The sequence below is a fragment of the Mucilaginibacter sp. CAU 1740 genome (assembly GCF_039839285.1).
Taxonomy (GTDB): Bacteria; Bacteroidota; Bacteroidia; order Sphingobacteriales; family Sphingobacteriaceae; genus Mucilaginibacter.
In genome coordinates this window covers 70138-93363 of the sequence record NZ_JBDOQS010000004.1, presented here as the reverse complement: position 1 = coordinate 93363, position 23226 = coordinate 70138, and the positions used below count along the sequence as shown (strand labels likewise).

General features: G+C 43.3%; 19 protein-coding genes. 3 read left to right on the top strand and 16 right to left on the bottom strand.

Going from position 1 to position 23226, the window contains the following annotated elements:
* The first annotated feature begins 211 nt into the window (after positions 1 to 211).
* Positions 212 to 2662 (top strand): TonB dependent receptor, encoded by a 2451-nt coding sequence (locus tag AAFN85_RS10720; RefSeq protein ID WP_347527227.1) that lies wholly within the window; start codon positions 212 to 214, stop codon positions 2660 to 2662.
* On the opposite strand, the gene AAFN85_RS10715 is transcribed toward AAFN85_RS10720, so the two are convergent.
* The 3 genes from AAFN85_RS10715 to AAFN85_RS10705 all read right to left on the bottom strand — a co-directional run bounded on the left by AAFN85_RS10715 (position 2659) and on the right by AAFN85_RS10705 (position 4285).
* Entirely contained in the window at positions 2659 to 2889 is a 231-nt protein-coding gene (locus tag AAFN85_RS10715; protein WP_347527226.1) for a KTSC domain-containing protein, read from the bottom strand. The genes AAFN85_RS10720 and AAFN85_RS10715 overlap by 4 nt on opposite strands.
* Positions 2890 to 2930: 41 nt before the next feature.
* On the bottom strand, positions 2931 to 3314 hold the full coding sequence (locus tag AAFN85_RS10710) for a DUF1634 domain-containing protein (protein WP_347527224.1): 384 nt from the start codon (positions 3312 to 3314) through the stop codon (positions 2931 to 2933).
* A gap of 134 nt (positions 3315 to 3448) precedes the next feature.
* On the bottom strand, positions 3449 to 4285 hold the full coding sequence (locus AAFN85_RS10705; protein ID WP_347527222.1) for a sulfite exporter TauE/SafE family protein: 837 nt from the start codon (positions 4283 to 4285) through the stop codon (positions 3449 to 3451).
* 227 nt (positions 4286 to 4512) lie between these two features.
* Between AAFN85_RS10705 and AAFN85_RS10700 the strand changes: the two genes are divergently transcribed.
* On the top strand, positions 4513 to 6351 hold the full coding sequence (locus tag AAFN85_RS10700) for a UbiD family decarboxylase (protein ID WP_347527221.1): 1839 nt from the start codon (positions 4513 to 4515) through the stop codon (positions 6349 to 6351).
* A 16-nt stretch (positions 6352 to 6367) separates the two neighbouring features.
* Here AAFN85_RS10700 and AAFN85_RS10695 read toward each other — a convergent pair whose 3' ends face one another.
* A complete protein-coding gene (locus AAFN85_RS10695; protein ID WP_347527219.1) occupies positions 6368 to 6973 on the bottom strand; it encodes a zeta toxin family protein in 606 nt (201 codons plus the stop codon).
* 4 nt (positions 6974 to 6977) lie between these two features.
* Positions 6978 to 7217: a hypothetical protein gene (locus AAFN85_RS10690; protein WP_347527218.1), complete on the bottom strand. Its 240-nt coding sequence runs from the start codon at positions 7215 to 7217 to the stop codon at positions 6978 to 6980.
* Positions 7218 to 7408: 191 nt separating this feature from the next.
* Here AAFN85_RS10690 and dapA point away from each other — a divergent pair, with 191 nt between their 5' ends.
* On the top strand, positions 7409 to 8305 hold the full coding sequence (dapA, locus tag AAFN85_RS10685) for a 4-hydroxy-tetrahydrodipicolinate synthase (RefSeq protein WP_347527217.1): 897 nt from the start codon (positions 7409 to 7411) through the stop codon (positions 8303 to 8305).
* 188 nt (positions 8306 to 8493) lie between these two features.
* Here dapA and AAFN85_RS10680 read toward each other — a convergent pair whose 3' ends face one another.
* The 11 genes from AAFN85_RS10680 to mraY form a co-directional block, all read right to left on the bottom strand.
* The gene (locus tag AAFN85_RS10680; RefSeq protein WP_022830046.1) at positions 8494 to 8673 is read right to left on the bottom strand and encodes a histone H1-like protein; all 180 of its coding nucleotides are present in this window, start codon (positions 8671 to 8673) and stop codon (positions 8494 to 8496) included.
* Between the two features lie 316 nt (positions 8674 to 8989).
* Positions 8990 to 10426, bottom strand: a complete 1437-nt coding sequence (locus tag AAFN85_RS10675; protein ID WP_347527215.1) for a glycoside hydrolase family 125 protein — start codon at positions 10424 to 10426, stop codon at positions 8990 to 8992.
* A gap of 499 nt (positions 10427 to 10925) precedes the next feature.
* Positions 10926 to 12170, bottom strand: coding sequence for an aminotransferase class I/II-fold pyridoxal phosphate-dependent enzyme (locus AAFN85_RS10670; RefSeq protein ID WP_347527214.1), 1245 nt, complete (start codon positions 12168 to 12170; stop codon positions 10926 to 10928).
* Positions 12171 to 12625: 455 nt separating this feature from the next.
* Positions 12626 to 14248 carry a cell division protein FtsZ gene (ftsZ, locus tag AAFN85_RS10665; RefSeq protein ID WP_347527213.1) on the bottom strand — a complete coding sequence of 541 codons (1623 nt, stop codon included), beginning with the start codon at positions 14246 to 14248 and terminating at the stop codon, positions 12626 to 12628.
* 129 nt (positions 14249 to 14377) lie between these two features.
* Positions 14378 to 15721: a cell division protein FtsA gene (gene ftsA / locus AAFN85_RS10660; protein WP_347527211.1), complete on the bottom strand. Its 1344-nt coding sequence runs from the start codon at positions 15719 to 15721 to the stop codon at positions 14378 to 14380.
* A gap of 1 nt (position 15722) precedes the next feature.
* Positions 15723 to 16586 (bottom strand): cell division protein FtsQ, encoded by an 864-nt coding sequence (locus AAFN85_RS10655; RefSeq protein ID WP_347527210.1) that lies wholly within the window; start codon positions 16584 to 16586, stop codon positions 15723 to 15725.
* A complete protein-coding gene (gene murC / locus AAFN85_RS10650; protein WP_347527209.1) occupies positions 16579 to 17937 on the bottom strand; it encodes a UDP-N-acetylmuramate--L-alanine ligase in 1359 nt (452 codons plus the stop codon). Before murC ends, AAFN85_RS10655 begins: the two co-directional genes overlap by 8 nt.
* A 53-nt stretch (positions 17938 to 17990) precedes the next feature.
* Complete coding sequence (murG, locus tag AAFN85_RS10645; protein WP_347527640.1) at positions 17991 to 19139, bottom strand: undecaprenyldiphospho-muramoylpentapeptide beta-N-acetylglucosaminyltransferase; 1149 nt, start codon at positions 19137 to 19139, stop codon at positions 17991 to 17993.
* 82 nt (positions 19140 to 19221) lie between these two features.
* Positions 19222 to 20409: a putative peptidoglycan glycosyltransferase FtsW gene (locus AAFN85_RS10640; RefSeq protein WP_347527207.1), complete on the bottom strand. Its 1188-nt coding sequence runs from the start codon at positions 20407 to 20409 to the stop codon at positions 19222 to 19224.
* A 99-nt stretch (positions 20410 to 20508) separates the two neighbouring features.
* Positions 20509 to 21834 carry a UDP-N-acetylmuramoyl-L-alanine--D-glutamate ligase gene (gene murD, locus AAFN85_RS10635; RefSeq protein ID WP_347527639.1) on the bottom strand — a complete coding sequence of 442 codons (1326 nt, stop codon included), beginning with the start codon at positions 21832 to 21834 and terminating at the stop codon, positions 20509 to 20511.
* A 146-nt stretch (positions 21835 to 21980) separates the two neighbouring features.
* A complete protein-coding gene (gene mraY / locus AAFN85_RS10630; protein ID WP_347527206.1) occupies positions 21981 to 23222 on the bottom strand; it encodes a phospho-N-acetylmuramoyl-pentapeptide-transferase in 1242 nt (413 codons plus the stop codon).
* Positions 23223 to 23226: the final 4 nt, after the last annotated feature.

The following is a 23226-nucleotide window of genomic DNA, read 5'->3' as shown; positions in this document are numbered from 1 at the left end:
AATATATTGTTAGCGCTTATTTGCAAACAATATTTATTTGCAACACATAAAAGCTTTTATCAAATGTTATTTATACAGATTTTGCAACATCTGGAAATAATATTTCGTTAAAATATCAATAAAGCACCTATAACTTTATATATATTGTTATATATTGGCGTTACATTTTATAATCTGAACACTATAGCACATCTCTACATCTAAATATTTAATGAACTTTTTAACCAGGGGCTTTTTATTCGCGTTCTTGATGGGATTGTGTTGTGCGGCTTTTTCACAAACCAAAGCTCCTGTAATACAAGGAAAAGTTTTTTTAGATAATAAACAGCCTGCCGAAGCAGCTACGGTGATCCTCTTTAAAATTAGCACCCCCGATACTTCAATACTACGTTCGGGCTTTGTTAGCCCAACGGGGCAGTTTGAATTTACAGATCTGAGGCCCGGCAGCTACCTGATCCAGGCCAGCCAGATAGGCTACACTAAAATTTATTCGGGTCCATATAACCTGGAGGCAAATAAAACAATAACCACTTCTGATATTATTTTGCAGCCATCCAACCATCAATTACAGGAGGTTAAAATAGTTGCCCGCAAACCCTTTATTGATGTTAAGCCTGGCAGAATAACTTTAAGCATACAAAACAGTGTATTGGCCGAGGGCAATTCGGCTTTTGATATTCTACGTCAATCGCCGGGGGTACGTGTAAACAGCAACGAAACCTTAAGTGTCACCGGGCGACAACCGGCTATGATCCTGATAGACGGACGGCCGACTAACCTAACCGGAGATGACCTTGCAAGCGTATTGAGAAGCATGCAAAGCAGCACTATTGATCAGATAGAAGTGATCAGCAGTCCATCGGCCAAGTACGATGCATCTGGGGGCGGTGTTATCAATATCATCCTAAAAAAAGGGAAGAACCTGGGTACCAACGGTACCGTTACCGCTATGGCCGGATATGGCAAATACTATAAAAGTACAGTGGGTATTGTTTTTAACCATCGCACCAAAAACCTCAACATATTTGGCAATTACACCTTTGATGCCAATAAAAGTGCCCGCACCATCGAAACCCGTCGCAGTATCCTTTTTGATGATGTGCTAAGCAATTATAATGTTGATTATAACAACATTCAAACAACCCGCAACCATAATTTTAAGTTAGGGGCAGATTACAATATCACCCCAAAACAAACACTGGGCTTTCAAATTTTTGGTATTGTACGGGAAGATGATTTTACCAAACACAATAACCTGGATATTTTAAACCGGGGCAAGCTTGATTCGATGGTGAATGCCCGTTCAAACCTTGACAGGGGCAGCAGTTACCTGAATTACAATGTTAACTACAATGCTAAATTAGATACTAACGGTCGTAGCCTATCTGTTGATGCTAATTACTCGAGCAACCACCGCCACTCTAACGAATATATCAATAACAGTTTCCTTTCCCCATCGGGAGATAGCTACCGAGACGATCTTGATCTGGAAAACCTTTCACCTGCTAAGATCCATATCTGGACATCTAAAATTGACTATGTTAACCCGCTTAATAAAACATCAAAACTGGAGATAGGTGCTAAGTACAGCCACGTAAACAGCGATAACGATCTCGTTTTCGGCCCCAAAGTAAATAACGTTTACCAGGCCGATCCTGAGCTTAGTAATCGTTTTTTATATAAAGAAACCATTACTGCGGGCTATATCAATTATCTGAATAAAATTGGGGCTTGGGATATCAATGCAGGGATCCGGGCCGAAGACACTCATACCAGTGGAAATTCATGGGCCATAGATCAAAGTACACCGTTTACCAATACCCGCAGCTATTTCAATATATTTCCGCAAGTACAGGTTAACTACGATCTGGACAAGAAGAACACTATAGGTTTGGGTTACAACAGGGGCATCCATAGGCCTATGTATGAGGATATCAACCCATTTTTATACTATACCGATCTGTACGATTACCGCGCAGGTAACCCCAACCTTAAACCCGAGTTTACCAATACCATACAGTTGTCGCACACGTACGATCAAAGTATATCAACCCAACTGTATTACAGCGTAACTAATGATGCTTATGACTTTCCGATATATCAGCAAAATGATACCACCAAGGTTAACATAACCATCCGTAAAAACTTTGGGCAGATATTTGTTTACGGCGCATCCTTTTATGCACCGGCGCAGTTTACCAAATGGTGGAACGCAGGCTTTAGCGTTGATGCCATGTATGTGCGTTATAAAGCCTATGCCGAAAACGGGGATTTTAACAGGGCAAAACAGGATATCATTTTAAGCACCACCCAAACGTTCAATATCACGGCAAAAACTACAGCCGAAATATTGGGCAGGTACGAAACGCCTACATTGTATGGCGTAAACAATTTAAAATCGAGCTATACGGTGAACGCAGGCATCAGCAGGCAAATTTTAAATAAGCTGGGTACGCTTAAGCTAACCGTAATGGACATTTTTAATACCGATAGGGTACGCAATTACGCCATATATCAAAACATAAACCTGAGTGAAAACAGCAAGCGCGATACCCGTATTGTAAGGTTAAACTTTAGCTACAGGTTTGGAAAAAGCACCGTAAAATCGGCTGCTAAGCGTAATACCGGCAATGACGACGAGCGTAGGCGTACAGGTAATTAACGGAAATGAACATACGCAACCTGAAGCTCGGGATATTTTCCCTTTATACGGGTTGTAAAGAAATGGCCCAATGATTCGGATTCGATAAAACGTTTATAGGTTACCGGCGCAACGCCAAAATATTCCCACACATCGCCGCTTTCTTTAAACTCTAACTCAAGGATGCGCGATTCGGGGTTGTACCCAACGCTACTTAAAGCCGATGATTGAACCTTTTGTCTTTGCATATATTTATAATATATGAAAGCTAAAAAAGTTTTAAAAAATATTATCCCGCGTGCCCGCTAAGCATACTGAACAAAATGATGAGTAAAACTATGATGGTGATACCCGTGTACAGGTAGTCTTTTTCCATAATAAAACCTATGGCCGAAAATATAACCCTAACAACCGGAGTGGCTATCAATAAAATAACGCCAGCCTGTATAATAGCCCGACCACGCCCTGTAATAATGCCATGAATAATACCAGCAGGATTGCTCACAAAATCGGGCACGCCAACAAACTTGCTGTAATCAACATAAGTTTGCCCGTGCCGGTAGATATAAATAACCCCGCCAATAAAAATAACGCTCATTGATACCAACACCCCAGCGCGCAGTATCCAGCCTATTACGGCCTGCATATCGGTATCTTTAAATTTTTTGGTCATTTTGTTCCAGTCATTGGGTCATTAAGTCATTTTTTTGCCGGCCATTAGCACATTTTTTTTGCTTAGCAAATTGGTGAGAATCCCATATCTCCACCATACAAAATGACCTAATGACGCAATGACCTAATGACAAATTAAATCGTCCCTGTAATTCCTTTATATATCATTTGCGATGCTAAAAACGTAACTACCACGGCAAACACCCAGCGTAACCAGCCGGACGACGAGGTGTGCACCAATATTTTCGAGCCGCTTAAGGCACCTAATAACACCCCTATGGCAACCGGCATCGAAAGGCCGGGATCAATATACCCCCTTTGCAGGTAAACCACCGCGCTGGCAGCTGCTGTTACCCCTATCATAAAATTACTGGTAGTGGTTGATACTTTAAAAGGGATGCGCATAATGCCATCCATGGCCAAAACCTTCAAAGCTCCCGAGCCTATGCCCAGCAAACCTGATATTACCCCGGCAAAAAGCATCATGAAAAAGCCGCCAACCACATTTCGCACGCTGTAGTTCACTACTCCTGCAGGCGTTGGGAAAGTTCCGTTTAGCTTTAACTTCTCGGCCAGTTCGCTTTTTTCCTGGTGAATTTGCTGCGCCTTTTTACGCAACGACATCACTGCTGATAGGATCAGTATCACGCCGAATATTATCGCGATAAAATTTGTAGGGATATAAACAGCTATCAATGCGCCAACCATAGCACCAGCTGTTGTAGCGATCTCCAAAAACATGCCCAACCTGATATTGGTAATACCTTCTTTTACATAAGCCGCCGCCGACCCGGAAGAGGTAGCGATAACCGAAATTAACGAAGCGCCAATAGCATACTGAATATCAACACCAAGCAATATAGTAAGCAAGGGAATTATAACCACGCCGCCGCCTAAACCGGTTAACGAGCCCAATAAGCCCGCCAAATACGACCCAATAAGTATGATAAGCGTTAGTACAGTTACCGACATGCCAGCCATTAATATTCGGCGGCTAAAGTAAGGATTTTATCATTAGGGGGATTGGGCTATTTGTTTGAACCATGATTTGTAGGATTAAAGGATTACCATGCGAAGACAGACTAATACACAAAATCCTGTTCATCTCTAAATCACTTCAAATCCCGGTTCAGAAAAGATCGGTGTAATCATCTAAAAATCGGTGTAATCCCAAAAACAAAAAACCTTAATTTCGCCACATGGGTTACTCAAGTTTACAAGCCTGCATTACCGATCTCGAAAAAAACGGCCACCTTGTACGGATCAAAGAGGAAGTTGATCCTTATCTGCAAATGGCAGCCATACATTTACGTGTTTTTGAAAATGAAGGCCCGGCCATTTTATTCGAAAATGTGAAGGGCAGTAAGTTCCCGGCGATATCAAACCTGTTCGGTACGCTTGATAGGTCGAAGTTTATTTTTAGGGATACGCTGGAGAAGATCAAAGTGCTGGTTGATATTAAGAACGACCCGATAAAGGCTTTTAAAAACCCCTTCAAATATGCAAACGTGGGCTTAACCGCGCTATCAGCTTTGCCAATGAAAAGCGGTAGCGGTGCGCCTATCAAATTCGGTAAGTGTAATATCAGTGATATTCCGCAGATCGTTAACTGGCCTATGGATGGTGGCCCCTTTGTTACCATGCCACAGGTTTATACTGAAGATGCCGATAAACCGGGCATTATGAATGCCAATCTGGGCATGTACCGCATCCAGCTGGCGGGGAACGATTATATTTTAAACGAAGAGATAGGCCTGCACTACCAGATCCACCGTGGTATTGGCGTACACCAAACCAAGGCTAACGCCAAAGGGCAACCATTAAAGGTGAGTATTTTTGTGGGTGGGCCTCCATCCCATCCGGTTGCCGCCGTGATGCCCCTGCCCGAGGGTTTATCAGAGATGACTTTTGCCGGTGCACTGGGCAATCGCCGCTTCCGTTACTTTTATGACAATGAGGGTTTCTGTATTTCTGCTGATGCTGATTTTGTGATCACGGGTATGGTAATGCCTCATGAAAATAAACCAGAAGGGCCATTTGGTGATCATTTGGGTTATTACAGTTTAGTGCATCCTTTTCCGCTGATGAAAGTGCATAATGTGTACCATCGGAAAGATCCGCTGTGGTCGTTTACCGTAGTTGGTCGCCCGCCGCAGGAGGATACAAGCTTTGGGGCATTGATCCATGAAATTACAGGCTCGGCTATTCCTAAAGAAATTCCCGGCTTGCACGCGGTGAACGCGGTTGATGCGGCCGGGGTACATCCATTGCTTTTTGCCATCGGCAGCGAGCGTTATACCCCATACCTTAAAGAGCGTAAGCCACAGGAAATTGTAACCATTGCCAACCATATTTTAGGCAAAGGGCAGCTGAGCCTGGCCAAATACCTGTTTATCGCTGCACAGGAAGATGATCCGAAATTGAATGTAAATGATATCGGCGGGTTCCTTAAACACATCCTGCAGAGGATCGATTTAACACGCGACCTGCATTTCCATACCAACACCACCATCGATACGCTCGATTACAGCGGCGAAGGCCTCAACTCGGGTAGTAAAGTAGCCTTCACTGTAGCTGGCTATATTAAACGTGAACTATGGAACGAACTACCCGATTGGTTCAACCTCCCTCGCCCTATCAGTGGATACAAAATGGCCATGGCCGGCGTACTGATGGTTGAAGTGCCAAAGCATGTTAACTATAAAGATATCCATAACATTATCAGCATTATAGAGTACGCGCTGCAAGATGAAAACCTTAACGGATTACCATTGATCGTTTTATGTGATGATTCTGAATTTGCCGCGGCGAGCATTAATAATTTTGTTTGGATAACTTTTACGAGAAGCAATCCATCGCACGATATTTATGGCGTGGGTAGTTTTACAGAGCATAAACATTGGGGCTGCACCGGTACGTTGATTATTGACGCGAGGATCAAGCCGCATCACGCCCCTGTTTTGGAGCGTGTGCCGGAGGTTGAAAGAATGGTGGATAAGCTGGGAGAAAAGGGAGGATCGTTGTTTGGGGTGATATAGCTTCGTGATTGATTTCTTATAACGACCTTTCAAAATCTATATTAGCAGTTATTAAATCAAAAGCATCCTTATTCATTCTTTGATTTTGATAGGCATATTGAGCGATCTTTTGAGGATAAAGTAAGCCTGTGGCTCTATAATAAGTGAGCACAGATTTTTCAAAACTCATAATTTTTGTATTCTTTCCGGTTACACCGGTATAGATAAAGTCAGTTCTATCAAAATAGAAAAAGTAAGTAGCAATATTTTTAAAACTCTCGTTAAAATTAATTCGAATATTGCCGTTACTGATCATTAATCCGCTTTGTTCAACGGTTCTAAAAGCCACTCTTTCTATGGAATGTTGAGGATTATCTAAAAATAGCGCGATCAGCGATGAGACATATCCCTCATTATGTGCATGATCAACCAAGTCTTTAAAACTACTATCATTAAATACAGTTTCAAGGATAATATTCCGTCTATTCTTTACCGCATTCTTAAAAACCTCTTTTACTCGCCATTTATAAACGTCAGTCATGATGATTTCAAAGTCATTAAGTCCGCTAATTCTGGTACGAATAAAACTTGATTTTCCTGCTGCATTGCATCCGGCAATAAATATCAGTTGAGGTTTATTCATTTGCCTAAGAAAGACGCTCTATTATTGTATCCTTAATTTCGATAGGAAACTCGTCTTGATCTGTCACTATCTCCACTTTAACCAGATATCGCTCTCCCGAAGGCAATTCTTTGGTGTAATAATCACCATTACCCTCATATTTCGCATAAAAAGGATTACCTAATTCAAATGCACGTTGACGACCCAATTCATGAATATTGTCGATACCTACTAACAGTTGATCAACAATAGATAATTTTTTCATAGTGCAAGTTATGCAATTTTTAGTGCACTTAAAATAATCAGCATTCGTTAGCTTCTCAACAGAACACAGCCCATTCTACCCCAAAATCTAACTTTAAACCCAACCAAGGCACTTTTTCAAAAAATAAACAACTGCCTAACCACCAATCTGTAATCTCTAATCACTATATTAGCATCCTTTTAATTTTACTCATGAATATATTTTACGGAACAGGGGTAGCTATGGTAACCCCTTTTCATGCGGATGGTCAGGTTGACTACGACGGGTTGCAAAACCTGATTGAACATTTAATTGATGGCGGGGTGGAATACCTCGTATCATTAGGTACAACCGGCGAAAGTGCCACATTGAGCGAGGCTGAACGAAAGCAGGTTTTTACTTTCACTGCCGAGGTGGTAAATAAGCGCGTTGGCCTGGTAGCTGGTATTGGCGGTAATAATACTCATGAAGTTGTTGAGCAGGTAAAAGCTTTTAATATTGATGGCTATGATGCCATACTTTCGGCAAGTCCTCATTATAACAAACCTACCCAGGAAGGTATTTATCAGCACTATAAAGCAATAGCGCAAAACGCTAAGCTGCCTATTATTTTATATAACGTACCAAGCCGTACCGGCAGCACTGTGAGTGCGGAGACTACTGTACGCCTAGCTAAAGAGTTTAAAAACATAATAGGTATTAAAGAAGCTTCGGGCAATTTCGATCTGTTTAACCAGTTGATGCGCGACAAGCCAGAGGATTTTCTGTTTATCTCGGGCGATGATCCGGTTACTTTACCGATGATGGCTTTAGGCGGTGTTGGCGTGATCTCGGTTATTGGCAACGCTTTGCCGCGCCAGTTATCTGATATGGTGAGGTTGCTTTTAAATGGAGACTATAAAGCTGCGCACGCGGCCCATTTCGACCTGATAGAGTTTACCCGTTTAATGTTTGCCGAAGGCAGCCCGGCCGGTGTTAAAACCGCCTTGAAGCAATTAGGCGTTTGCGGTGATACTGTTAGATTGCCATTGGTACAGGTTAGTGAAAAAACTGTTAATGCTATTGCTGAGGAGTTGAAGCATTTGGCTCCGGTTGCAGTGAAGGCATAAATTATACCCCACTCGTCATTACGAGGCACGAAGCAATCGCGAACTATACAGGGCGAACCTGCTAATCGGGGATTGCTTCGTACCTCGCAATAACGTGATGGTAAAAAGCAGTTAAGACTTCGATATAAATAAAAAACCCGATCCATGGATCGGGTTTTTTATTTGGAATAAGATGATAAAAAATCTTACTAAGCTTCTTTATTCTTAGCTTCCTGAACTTCAAGGCGGATAGCCTGAGCAAGGTTTTTAAGATCCTGCATGCCTTTACGTACACGTGTACCGGCAGCGCTGTTTCCTTTGTTGTAGAATTTATCCGCGTCGGCTTCTAAAGATGCTACAAGCTCTTTTACTTCAGTAAATTTTTTCATTGAATTACTCCTTTTAAAATTTGAGGTTTATTGTTTTAATTTAAGCTAATCTAAAATGTTTTTTGCGAATTAAAAATTTTTGAACGCTAAAAATACGGCCTCAGCGATGGTTTTTTTCCACATTTTCAGCGTTTTGAGATTATTAACCGTTGCTTATTTTTTATTAAAAAGTTTAAAACAAACACATATTTCACAATAAGCTTTATTCATAATTTCAATATCAAAAATAAGGCCTATATAAATAATATTTATATAGGCCTTAAGGCTATTATGCCCCTATTTTAAATACTTACAGATATTGTTATATCTGGTAGGTTTAAAAAGTTTGTTGCAGGATATCCGGGTAGTGTTCGTGCACTTTCAGGATCAATTCGCCAAATAAAGTGTTAGCCCAGGCAAACCATTTACGGGTAAAGTCCTTTGCATCGTCTTTATTGAACGATTCGTGCATAAAACCTGTGCCAGCGTGAGTCCCTTTCAACCATTTTAAGCACTGAACAATCTCTGCTTTATCTGTAGATGTGATACCGCGCATAATGATAGCCATTGGCCAGATGTAGCCAATACCCACGTGCGGACCGCCAATACCCTCGGCAGCTGTGCCTTTAAAGTAGTATGGATTGCTATCGCTCAATACAAATTTACGAGTGCTTTGATACAGCGGATCATCAACTTTTACCGAATCAAGGTAAGGCAATGCCAACAAGCTCGGCACGTTCGAATCGTCCATAAATAACTGGTTACCATAGCCATCAACTTCAAAGGGGATCACATTGCCAAATTGCGGATGATTACCTACCGCGTATTGCCTAAGTGCAGCCTGAACCTCGGTGGCTAAAGCTTTGCAAGCATCGGCAGTGGCATTATCATGACCGATGGTGCTGTACATTTCGGCCATTTGGTTTAAGCTGGCTACCGCGAAATAGTTTGACGGGATCAGGAACGGATAAATAGTAGCATCATCCGACGGACGGAAAATAGAGCAGATCAAACCAACTGGTTTTACCGGGTTGCCATAACCTTTGTTAGGTGCAGTATCGCTGGCAGTTTCTGTTTTGCGTTGGAAAAAGTATAGGCCTTTACCCTCTTTACGTTGTTGCTCTTTAAATGTAGCCAGGATGATCTTACCGGCTTTTTGCCAGTTATCATCAAAGAAACTGCTATCACCGCTTATTTTCCAGTAGTTGTAAGCCAACCTTACCGGGTAGCAAAGCGAATCAATCTCCCATTTGCGTTCGTGAAGCTCAGGCTTCATATTGGTACGGTCGCTATCCCATTCGCTGCCTGTTGGGCCTGCGTTGAAGGCATTGGCATAAGGATCAATGATCACGCATTTGGCCTGGCGACTCAATACACCCTGGATCAGTTTTTTCAATGCCGGATCGTTTTTGATCAATGGCAAGTACGGCCAAACCTGTGCCGATGAATCGCGCATCCACATGGCGTTGATATCGCCGGTGATCACGAAGGTATCTGGTTTACCATCCTTTTCAGAATAGTTTACCGTGGTATCTAAAGTATTGGGATAGCAGTTTTCAAAAAGCCAGGCCAATTCAGGATCTTTAATATCGGCTTTAACTTTTTTGATAATAGCTTCAACAGCTTTGCTGGTAAACTTACGGTCGGCCAGTTTTGGGCGCTGACTTTCGAAAGCCGGAGCCGCTAAAGAAGCAAATGCAGGTGTGATACCCAAACCAATGCCGGCTGCTGCCACGCTGTTCATTTTTATAAAATTTCGTCTGGTTAGTTTCATGGTTTTGTAATGGTAGCCGTAAAAATAGAAAAGGGTTTCAGTTATACAAAAAAGCTTGCTAAAATAATTTAGAAAACGATTTATCAAGATTTTGGTATCTATCCTTTAGCTGTTGTTGGTGTTGTCACCAACAACTCTACGCCATGCTTTTGAATATCGCATCATGAAATACGCGAGGGTTCTAACAGTTGTTGGTGACAACACCAACAACGGCGGGAATCTGCCGCGGGTTTAGCGATAGCGTAACCCGTGGTGTAAAAGTACTTAAGTCTCCGACTTAAGCCACAAAAGCAACACCAGATTAGATGAGTTATCCGTCATAACTAAGCTATGGCTAACTCGGTGGCATGTTGGTTCATTGGGGTTAAGTCAGAGACTTAACCGGTTATTCCCACGGATTACGCTATCGCTAAACCCGCGGTAGTAAGATAATTGGAGGAGGGGCAAAAAAAAGCCCCAAATTTCTTTGAGGCTTTAGATATTTTAAAACGGTCTACAATTAAGCGATCTCCAGTTTATTCTCTTTATAATAACCGGCTTTCAGCTTCTCGCCTATCGCGCTGTAAGCGTCAAGCGTGCGCTGTACATCTTCCAGGCTGTGTGATGCTGTTGGGATCAACCTTAATACAATTAATCCTTTAGGGATTACCGGATAAACCACTATCGAGCAGAATACACCGTAATTTTCACGAAGATCGCGGGTTAAGGCAGTTGCTTCAAACAGGTCGCCTTTTAAAAATACCGGGGTAACCATGGTGTTAGATGCTCCGAGGTCAAAACCACGCTCTCTCAAACCTGATTGTAGCGCATTAGCTATCAACCATAGTTTTTCGCGAAGCTCGGGCTGGGTTTTCAGCATTTCGAAACGCTTTTTCAAACCTAATACCATTGGCATAGGCAATGCTTTGGCAAATGTTTGCGAACGCATATTATAGCGCAGGTAATTGATGATATCCTGATCGGCAGCTACGAAAGCGCCAATGCCAGCCATCGATTTGGCGAAGGTTGCGAAGTACACATCTACCTCATTCAAACAATCCTGTTCTTCGTGCGTACCGGCACCGGTTTTACCCATGGTACCAAAACCATGCGCGTCATCAACTAATAAACGGAAGTTGAATTTCTTTTTAAGTTCGGCAACTTCTTTCAGTTTGCCTTGTGCGCCCGACATACCGAAAACACCTTCGGTAATTAACAGGATTCCGCCACCGGTTTGCTCGGTTAAGCGGGTTGCACGTTCGAGCTGTTTTTCGCAGCTTTCAATATCATTATGTTGGTAAACAAAGCGTTTACCCATATGTAAACGTACGCCATCTATAATACAGGCGTGCGATTCGGCATCATATACGATAACATCGTTCCTGTCAACCAGTGCATCGATGATAGATACCATGCCCTGGTAACCATAGTTAAGCAAAAAGGCCGATTGCTTGCCAACAAAATTGGCCAGGCCGTTTTCTAATTCTTCGTGATGGATCGAATTTCCCGACATCATCCTTGCACCCATTGGGTAAGCCATACCATAATCGGCAGCGGCTTTAGCGTCAGCCTCCCTCACTTCGGGATGGTTAGCCAAACCAAGATAGTTGTTCAGGCTCCAAACCAAATGCTCTTTACCATTAAACTGCATATGAGGACCAATTTCGCCCTCCAGCTTAGGGAAAGAAAAATAACCATGCGACCACTTCTGATGCTGCCCTATCGGCCCACCCAGACTTTTCGTTATTTTATCAAATAAATCCAAAACGAGTTGCTTTTATAAATTAAATGCAAATATAGCCGTTAAAACAGGTTTAAACAATAGCTATAACTTTTTAGAATAGGTTATAACTTAAGGAGAATAGAGGCAGGAAATCAAGAGGAAAGAAGCAAGAAAAAAATGCTCTATGCCTGTAAATATAAAACGACTGTCATTTCGACGAACTGGGTGGGAATGTGAGTGGGTGTGAGGAGAAATCTTGTACGCCATGCTTAACGGCCTTGCAAATATGCTTTTCGCTCGTACAAGATTTCTCTTTCGCCCCAGCGCTCCATCCTACCCTTTGCTCTATCGAAATGACATCTTTCTTTATTTCAACTACCATCACCGCAATAACAAAAAAGGGAGATCAACTTTTAGATTTAACTCCATGTTGATCCCCCATTCAATTGTTGTGGTTTTTATCTTATTTCTTGACTCTTAAAGTCCTGATTCTCTCCTTAATCTGCGTTTCCGTGTAGGTATGAGTTGTTATTCCTGATCTCTACGTTACCTTCGTTATCCTGGATCAGTGAAAAACGTGAGATCTGGCTTTCGTCGGATGCCGGGGTATCCTGCAGCGCTATCTCTTTACGTTTGTAGGCCGGTACGTTTTCCAATTCCTGGATGTTGCCGGTGCGGAGCTTCATGCTTAGGTCTTTTAACCTCATGATGCGCTCACGCGATTTTTTCAACTGCTCTTCTATCGATTCATTGGTTTTGTTATCGTCAGCGCCAACAATGGCTTGCGGTGCAGGGGCAGGAACCGGTGTTGGTTCAGGCTCTGGCATGCGCGGTTGTTCCCTTACAGGCGGCTGCTCGTAGCTAACAGGCTCGCTCATTTTAAAGGTAAAACCTGCTGTGTCCGGTTCGTTATCCAGTTCAGGCTCCTCCTCGTTCATCAGGCTATGCCTAACTACAGCAGGTTCTTCCTGGCGGCTTCCGGCAAACATATCAAACAAACCACCTTGCTTGGCATCTTCTTTAGGTGCTTTGGCATAAGGCTCGGCAACGGCATTAGCTTTAACCGGCTTGATGAACTCGTTAACAGGTTTTGCCTGTTGCGGCTCTTCCGGTACCAGCATCGAAACAATTTTTTTGTTGCTGTTTTCTTTTTCGCGCTCGTCTTTAGTTTGGAAGCCTGTAGCGATAATCGTTACAGATAATTGCTCGCCAAGGTTCTCGTCGATACAGTTACCCCAGATCAGGTCGGCAGCTAAGCCGGCTTCTTCCTGGATGTAATCAGTAATTACGCTGATCTCATCCATGGTAACCTCTTTAAGGCCCGAGCTGATGTTCAATAATATATAACGTGCACCTTCAATCTCGTTATCTTTCAACAATGGTGATGCTAAGGCACCTTCCACGGCCTTCAAGGCGCGGGTTTCACCATCGGCGCTGAAGCTGCCCATGATAGATACACCGCTATCTTTCATTACGGTGCGCACATCTTTAAAATCCACGTTGATATAGCCCGGTAACGTAATGATCTCGGCAATGCCTTTGGCAGCCGTGGTCAAAATATTATCGGCCTGTGCAAATGCCGAACTCATGGTAAGGTTACCGAAGATCTGGCGTAGCCTGTCGTTCGAGATCACCAGGAATGAATCCACGTATTTGCGTAGTTCTTCCAAACCGGCATCGGCCTGCATTTTACGACGCTTACCCTCAAAAGAGAAAGGCGTGGTAATGATACCTACCGTTAATATATCCATTTCGCGGGCCGCTTTGGCAATGATAGGGCTTGCGCCTGTACCCGTACCACCGCCCATACCAGCTGTAATGAACAGCATTTTGGTATTAACGCCCAGCATTTGTTTTATATCGTCAATGTTTTCAATAGCCGAATTTTTACCAACTTCGGGTATCGAGCCTGCGCCCATTCCTTCGGTTAAACTTGCGCCTAATTGCACCTTGTTAGGTATAGGGCTAAGCTCCAATGCCTGGGCATCGGTGTTGCAAATTATAAAATCAACACCGGTAATTCCTTGCCTATACATATGGTTTACCGCGTTGCCACCACCACCGCCAACACCAATTACTTTGATGATAGACGATTTTTCTTTTAACATTTCAAAATGCATAATCTTCGTTTTCAGCTATATGTAAATCAACCAACATTAGATTTTACCATCGTAATAATAATACTTTTTCAACAGTGTTTTTCCACACTTGTGAATAATGTGCAAAAGTTTATCTGTTGTGAATAATTATTACTTCAGAAAGTCCTCATCATTAATGTCATCCTTAATAAATGTGATGCTTTTTTTCAGCAGCCTGTCTAACAAACCGCCTTCTTTGCTTTTAGCATCGTATTTTGGCTTAGCCGTTTTCACTTCGGCCGGGATCGCTTCGTTCATGTATTCCATTTTCTGGATACCTTTTATCAGCAAACCAATACCGGTAGCAAAAGTTGGGCTTTGTAATTCTTCGTATGTTCCTTTTGGCAGTACTTCGTTTTTGGCCAAATGCTCGGTAGGGTAACCTACGCGGCAATCTAAACCGGTAACAAACTCAACCAACTGGCGCAGGTGTTTCAACTGTGCACCACCGCCTGTTATCACAATACCTGCTATCAGTTTTTTCTCGTAGCCTGATGATTTGATCTCGTAGTAAACATGCTCTACAATTTCTTCCATACGGGCCTGAATAACATAAGCCAGGTTTTTAACCGAGATCTCTTTCGGTTCGCGACCACGTAATCCCGGTACGCAAACAATCTCGTTCTCTTTGTTCTCATCAGCCAAGGCCGATCCAAACCTTACTTTCAATTGCTCGGCAATGTTGCGCATTACAGAACAACCTTCGCGGATATCTTCGGTTACGCTGTTACCACCGAATGGGATAACCGCTGTATGACGGATAATACCTTCGTGGAAGATGGCCACATCGGTAGTACCACCACCAATATCCACCAAAACCACACCGGCTTCTTTTTCTTCTTCGCTCAATACCGATTCTGAAGATGCTAATGGCTCCAATATCAGTTCTTGGCTTTCCAGACTGGCTTTGTTAACACATTTTACAATGTTTTTGATAGCCGTTACCTGGCCCGATATGATATGGAAGTTAGCTTCCAACCTAACACCGGCCATACCTATAGGGTCTTTAATACCGGGCTCGTTATCCACAGTAAATTCTTGCGGCAATACGTGAATAATCTCCTCGCCCGGAGGCATCACCAGGTTGTACATATCCTCAATCAGCTTATCGATATCCTTACGGCTGATCTCCGATTGCAAATCCCTGCGGGTTATTAAACCGCGGTGCTGCAGGCTTTTAATATGCTGACCTGCAATACCAACGTTAACCACCCTCACCTCTACATTTGATTGCGAACCCGCGATATCAACCGACTGTAAAATGCCCTGTACTGTTTTATCTATATTTGAAACCACACCGCGCGTTACACCCGCAGATTCGGCTTTGCCAATTCCTAATACCTCAATTTTCCCGTTCCTGCTCCTACGCCCTACAATGGCGCATATCTTGGTAGTCCCGATGTCCAATCCTACTACAATTGGCGAACTTTTTTCCTGAGTCGAGCTTTTGTCCATATTACAATTTAATTTGAGATGAATCCCTTTTCGTTTTAAGCGAATCCTGTTTGGCGGCATTTGCAGCCTTTACCGAATCTGCTTTTATATTTTCATTTTTTATACCAATTACCTGGTTGGTATATTTTACATTTATTATCCTGTAGGTATCCCAGCCAACTCGTGGCAATACCTGTTTGTAAAAGGCTTGCAGGTTATTCAGCTTTGTGCCGAGCGAATCCGCGTTACCAATCAAGATCCTTTGGTTACCTACCCTTGGGATCAATTCGATCTCGCGGTTGGCGTTTACATACATCTGCGCTATCTGCGCGTCCCATAGCGAATCCTTACGGATATAATCTGCCGTTTTAAACAGATCTTTCGCCAACCTTGTATGCAACGAATCAACCCGGTTGGTAAACAACTCTTCGATAAATCCATTGGCCACCAATACCCTTGCGGTAAAGTTTTGCGATAGCGGAATTTTTAACCCATGCTGATCAACATAAAAATCCATATCATAATGGTTCATGATGCGCAGGATGGGCTGGCGCTGACTAACCTCTACCTGTAAAACACCATCCATTTCGGCATAAACCTTGGCAAACTCAATGAACGGGTTAGCTTTAAGTTTATCTTCCAATCCCTGGATATCAATATTCTCTATCCGCCTGCCCACTAATGATCTGCCTTCGGCTTCAATAATGTGATCTACCTCCTGCTTATCAATAAAATACTGACCGCCGGGAATACTCACATTTACAGCCGTACAAACTACAGCCGCTTTTTTTGTTTCAATAAAACCCATCAGCACCACAAGGCCACCCAGGCATATTACCCAGGCACAACCTATCAGCAGGCGCTTCCAAATGAGTTTTTTATTCATTGATCAGTACTTGTTTTAATGGGCTAACCAGTGTATCAATATCACCGGCACCTACAGTTAATAACAGTTCTGGCTTTTCGGAAGCTATTGCAGCTACCGCGGCCTCTTTGCTTAATATTTTTTTGTTCGATAAATGCATGCGGTTAAGCAGCATTTGCGAGTTAACACCTTCAATAGGCAGTTCGCGCGCCGGGTAAATGTCCAGCAGTATCAGTTCATCAACCATGTCCAACACTTCGGCAAAGCCATCGGCAAAATCGCGGGTGCGGGTGTACAGATGCGGCTGAAATATGGCTGTTAATTTTTTAGCCGGATACAACCTTTTTATAGACGATATGCAAGCCCTTAATTCTTCAGGGTGATGCGCGTAATCATCTATATAAATATGCTTCGGCGTCTTAACTATATACTCAAACCTGCGTTTAACCCCTTTAAATGATGCCAGTGCCACTCTAATATCTGCCGGGGCGATATCCAGTTTCAGCACAGCCTCGATAGCTGCAACCGCGTTTTCGATATTATGCGTACCGGCAATACCCATCCTGATATCAGTAATGTTTACCGCGGCGCTGTTATAATCAAAGTAAAAGTCGCCGTCAATAATGCGAACATTCGATGCATGTGCATCGGCGGTTTCATCTTCAAAAGCGTAGGTATAACCAGCATCCAAAGGCAAGCCATTTTTATGCACCAGTGTACCGCCCGGTTTTATCTGCGAAGCGAACAATTTGAACGATTCGGTTAAGTGCGCGTGATCACCATAAATATCCAAATGGTCGGCATCCATCGATGTGATAATAGCCACATCAGGATACAGCGTTAAAAACGACCGATCATACTCATCGGCCTCAACCACCATTACATTGTTGCTGCCATACAGCACATTGGTTTGGTAGTTTGATGAAATGCCACCCAAAAACGCCGAGCAATCATTACCCGATGCTTTCAGTAAATGCGCCACCATTGTTGAGGTAGTGGTTTTACCATGCGTACCGGCAACGGCGATAGTATAAGAGCTTTTACTGATCAACCCTAAAACCTGCGAACGTTTGAACAATTCAAACCCGTGATTTTTAAAGTAGTTAACAATGTGCGAATCTTTAGGAACCGCCGGAGTATAAATGATCAGCGTATCGTTACATGGTTTCTGGAAGCTCATGGGGATATATTCCGCCTGATCTTCAAAAACTATCTGGATACCCTCGTTGTGCAACTGGTTTGTTAACTCAGTTTCTGTTTTATCATATCCGCAAACAATGCAACCCAAATGATGGAAATAGCGTGCCAGGCCGCTCATACCGATGCCGCCTATGCCAATGAGGTAAACCCTTTTTATATCGTGCAGTTCCATTTTCCCTTTGTTTAAAAAAGGCCCTCCTCCCTTGCAAGAGGAGGACCATCATTTTAATTGTTACTTATAATTTGGATAAGTTCCTTTGCTATAGTTTCATCGGCATTTGGCATAGCCATCTGCGCGATGTTATTGCTCAATTTTTTTTGCAGTTCACGGTCTTCCAATAATTCCAGCGCCCTGTCAACCAGTTTTGCCTCAGCTTCGCTATCAGCCACAAAAACGGCGGCATTCTCTTCTACTAAAGCCATCGCGTTTTTTGTTTGATGATCTTCGGCCACATTTGGCGAAGGCACCAATATCACCGGCTTTTTGATCACACATAACTCGGCTATTGTTCCTGCACCAGCACGTGATATAATGATATCGGCAGCTGCGTAAGCCAGGTCCATTCGTGTTAAAAACTCCCTGATCTGTAAGTTGGGGTGATAATCCGCACCAAACTTTTCAATGATCCCTTTATAGTAAAACTTACCGGTTTGCCATATCACCTGTACATCGGCAGCCAGCAGCTTATCAATCCCATTCATGATACTGTTGTTTAGCGTGCGCGCACCAAGGCTTCCACCTGTAATCAGTATAGTTTTTTTAAAGGCCGAGAGACTAAATAACTCCAAAGCCTGATTGTGTTTACCATTAACATTCACCGCATCCTTACGGATTGGGTTACCGGTTTTAATGATCTTATCGGCAGGAAAAAACTTATCCATACCATCAAAGGCTACACAGATCTTTTTGGCATGCTTGCCCAACCATTTATTAGTAATACCCGCATACGAGTTTTGCTCCTGTATGAGGTATGGTATATTTTTTAACGACGCCGCATACAACAACGGCCCAGAGGCATAGCCTCCTACACCCACCGCAGCATCGGGCTTAAAATCTTTAATAATCTGGATAGCCTTAAGCACGCTTTTAACCAGCTTAACCGGGAACATCAGGTTTTTCACAATAGAACCACGCTGAATGCCCTGGATATCCAGACCGATAATTTTGTAACCCGCCGTCGGTACTTTTTCCATTTCCATGCGGCCATTGGCCCCCACAAAAAGAATCTCGGTGTTGGGGTCGATAGCTTTCAAAGCATTGGCAATAGAGATAGCCGGGAAGATGTGTCCTCCTGTTCCGCCACCGCTTATGATGATACGCGGCGACGCCCCCCCCGCCCCCTGAAGGGGGTGCTTTTGAGTTGCATCTTTCATATTGCTTTTATCTTCCATTTGTTAATTACTCTTTATTCAATCTCCGCTATTGTTCCCCCTTCAGGGGGTTAGGGGGCGGGGCTTACGCCGTCCTGATCTCTCCCACTATAATTTTATTCGGTCCAGTGTTATCTTTCTTCGGCTCGCTTTTTTCCTTTTTGCCTTCTTCAATGTCCTTACTTACCGATAGGATGATCCCGAACGCGATGCTGGTGAACAATATCGATGTACCACCCATACTCACCAACGGCAGCGGCACACCAGTCACCGGACCTAAACCAACCGCCACGGCCATATTGGCAAATGCCTGTATAGTTAAGCTGAAACTTAAGCCACAAGCCAGCAAAGCGCCGAAGGCTTTTGGAGCTTTCGTCACTATTTTTATACAACGATACAGCAGGAATAAATAGATCCCCACTACAGCTAAACCGCCTACCAAACCGTACTCTTCGATGATGATGGCGTAGATCTCATCCGAATATGATTCTGGCAGATAATTTCTTTCTGTACTATTACCTGGCCCTTTGCCAAAAATGCCGCCGCTGGCTATAGCTATTTTAGCATGATCACCCTGGAACGATTTATCTGCTTTGGCAAGTTCAGGATGCAAAAACACTTTCACACGAGACACATAGGTATCACGTCGCGGACCAAGGAATATTACACCTAACAACAATATAAAACCCGCGCCGCAGGTAATGGCAATTTGCCTGATACTAATACGGCCGATGATCAATAACAATATACTAACCCCAAACAGCATCAAAGCTGTTGAAAGGTTAGCCAGCGCGATCAGGATAAACACCAAACATACCGCGCCCATCACCGGCAGGAACGATTCTTTCACGTCCTTAATATTTTCCTGCTTACGCGATAATGTGCGGGCCAGGTAAGTGATGAGGGCCAGTTTAGCCAAATCGGATGTTTGGAAGCTTAATCCTGTTCCGGGAATGGCTATCCACCTGCTGGCGTTGTTAATGTGGCTACCAAAAACCAGTGTGTATACCAACAGTGGGATGGTAACGATCATCATCACTTTAGAGATACCGGCGTAATAACGGTAATCCAGCTTGTGCGAAATATACATCAGCACAATGCCTCCCAATATCATCAACACGTGTTTCATGAGCAGTATCTCTACACCCTTGCCTTGTTTAAAGGCCAGCGTAGCCACCGAACTATATACCGCCAACAAGGATATAACAGAAAGCAATATGACAATAAGCCATATCCAGCGATCTCCTTTTGTGTTATCTAATATCCTATGCATAACTCTCTGAACCTCGATTTTTAGGATTTTGGGATTAGCCTGATCCTGTATTTTATGTTACTTATTCATTTATCATCTGCACATCTGAAATCTGCACATCTACAGCTCTTTTACAGCATCTTTAAACTGCCTGCCGCGATCTTCGTAGTTTTTAAACAAGTCGAAGCTTGCGCAGGCTGGTGATAACAATACAGTATCGCCTTTGGATGCCAGGTGATAGGCTACTTGTGCCGCTTCCTGAGCTGATGACGTGTTTACTATTAGTTCTACCATATCGTCAAAAGCATCATGGATTCGTTTATTGTCTTTACCGAGGCATACTATCGCTTTCACTTTCTGTTTAACCAGGTCGTTCAGCATGCTGTAATCGTTTCCTTTGTCAACGCCGCCTAATATCAGCACTACCTCGCTGCCCATACTTTCTAAAGCGTACCAGGTTGAGTTAACGTTGGTAGCTTTCGAATCGTTGATGAAGCGGATGCCGGATATGTTGGCAACAAACTCCAAACGGTGCTCAATGGCTTTGAAATTGCCCATGCTCTCTCTCATCGTCTCGTTGCGCAGTTCCAACACTTTTGCTACAATACCCGATGCCATTGAGTTGTAAATGTTGTGTTTGCCTTGCAGGGCCAGTTCTTGAATTGACATTGTAAAATGTGCTTGTTTGGTGTTTATAACAATATTTTCGTTCTCGTCCAGGTATGCCCCCGGTTCAAATTTTTGCTGTATGGAAAACGGCAACAGCTGTGCCCCGAACGTTCGTTCCTTCATTCCGGTTACTGTTTCCGGGTCATCGGCACAGTAAATGAAATAGTCGGCGGCGGTTTGGTTCTGTGCTATCCTGAACTTGGATGCCACGTAGTTTTCCATTTTATAATCGTAACGGTCCAGGTGGTCGGGCGTTATGTTCAGCAATACGGCTACATCAACCTTAAACTTGAACATATCATCCAGCATAAAACTGCTTAGTTCCAGCACATACCACTCAAACTTTTCGGTAGCTACCTGGTAGGCGAAGCTTTTGCCTATGTTACCTGCCAAACCAACGTTCACGCCTGCCTCATGCAAAATGTGGTAAGTAAGACTGCTGGTGGTAGTTTTACCGTTTGATCCTGTTATACCGATGATCTTAGCATCAGTGTACCTCCCGGCAAACTCAATTTCGGATATAACAGCGATCCCTTTTTCTTTCAGCTTCTTGATGATCGGTGCCTTATCCGGAATCCCGGGACTTTTGATCACTTCGGCCGCGTTCAATATCAGTTCTTCAGTATGTTGTTTCTCTTCAAACGGGATTCCCCATTCTTCAAGCTGTTTTTTATAGTTATCAGCAATAGCCCCAAAATCCGACACAAAAACATCAAAGCCCTGCTGTTTAGCAAGGTAAGCTGCACCAGCACCGCTCTCTCCCGCACCAAGGATCACTACTCGCGCAGCCCCCCCCGCCCCCTGAAGGGGGTGCTTTTGATTTGCTTGTTCACTTTGCGTATTCACCGGATTCTTCTTTTTATAGTTTAATCTTTTATTCTATTACTCTCTCTTTTGCTCCCCCTTTAGGGGGCCAGGGGGCTTTACCGCAACTTCAACGTTATCACCGTCACTATCGCCAGCATGATACAAATGATCCAGAAGCGGGTAACGATCTTTGCTTCGTGGAAACCTTTTTTCTGATAGTGATGGTGCAGCGGAGCCATTAAAAACACCCTGCGGCCTTCGCCGAATTTCTTTTTAGTGTACTTGAACCATGATACCTGGATGATCACCGAGAAATTCTCTATCAGGAATACGCCGCACAATAAAGGCAACATCAGTTCCTTACGGATCATGATCGCAAATACCGCTATAATACCACCTATGGCCAAACTACCGGTATCGCCCATAAACACCTGCGCCGGGTACGAATTGTACCACAAAAACCCTACGCATGCACCAACAAAGGCACCGGCAAAAATTACCAGCTCGCCCGAGTTGGGGATATACATGATGTTCAGGTAATCGGCAATTACCGTGTTACCCGATACGTAGGCCAGTATGGCCAGTGTAATCCCAATAATGGCCGAAGTGCCCGTTGCCAGGCCATCAATACCATCTGTTATGTTTGCTCCATTGGATATGAACGTAATAATGAGGATCACAAAAAACAGGAACACTACCAGTGCATATTGCTCATAACCTCCGCCTAAAAACTTCAATACCTTGGCATAGTCAAACTCATTGTTTTTATAAAAAGGCATGGTTGTTTTGGTGGAGTGCACATCTTGCGTATAGATCTGCTTACCGGCTTTGATATGATACTCAACCGGTGCATCCGACTTAACCGGCAAAACCACCTCCTGACGGATAATGATACTGCTGTTAAAGTACATTGTCCAGCCTACAATCAGCGATAAACCAACCTGACCAATAATTTTAAATCTGCCTGCTAAACCCTCTTTATTCTTTTTAAATACTTTAATGTAATCATCCAAGAAACCGATAGCACCTAACCAAATGGTGGTAATGATCATCAGGATCACATATATATTTTCCAACTTGGCAAAAAGCAGCGTTGGCACCAGGATACCAAGCAAAATGATGACACCACCCATAGTTGGTGTACCCGATTTTTGCATCTGGCCTTCCAGCCCTAAATTCCTAACAGTTTCACCCACTTGTTTAAAACGCAGGTAGTCAATCAACCTTCTGCCGTAAACAGTAGTGATCAGCAATGACGTAATTACAGCCATCGCCATGCGGAAGGTGATGTATTGAAACACCCCCAACCCAGGGATACTGTAATTTTTGTATAAGTAGCTAAATAAATAGTATAACATCTTT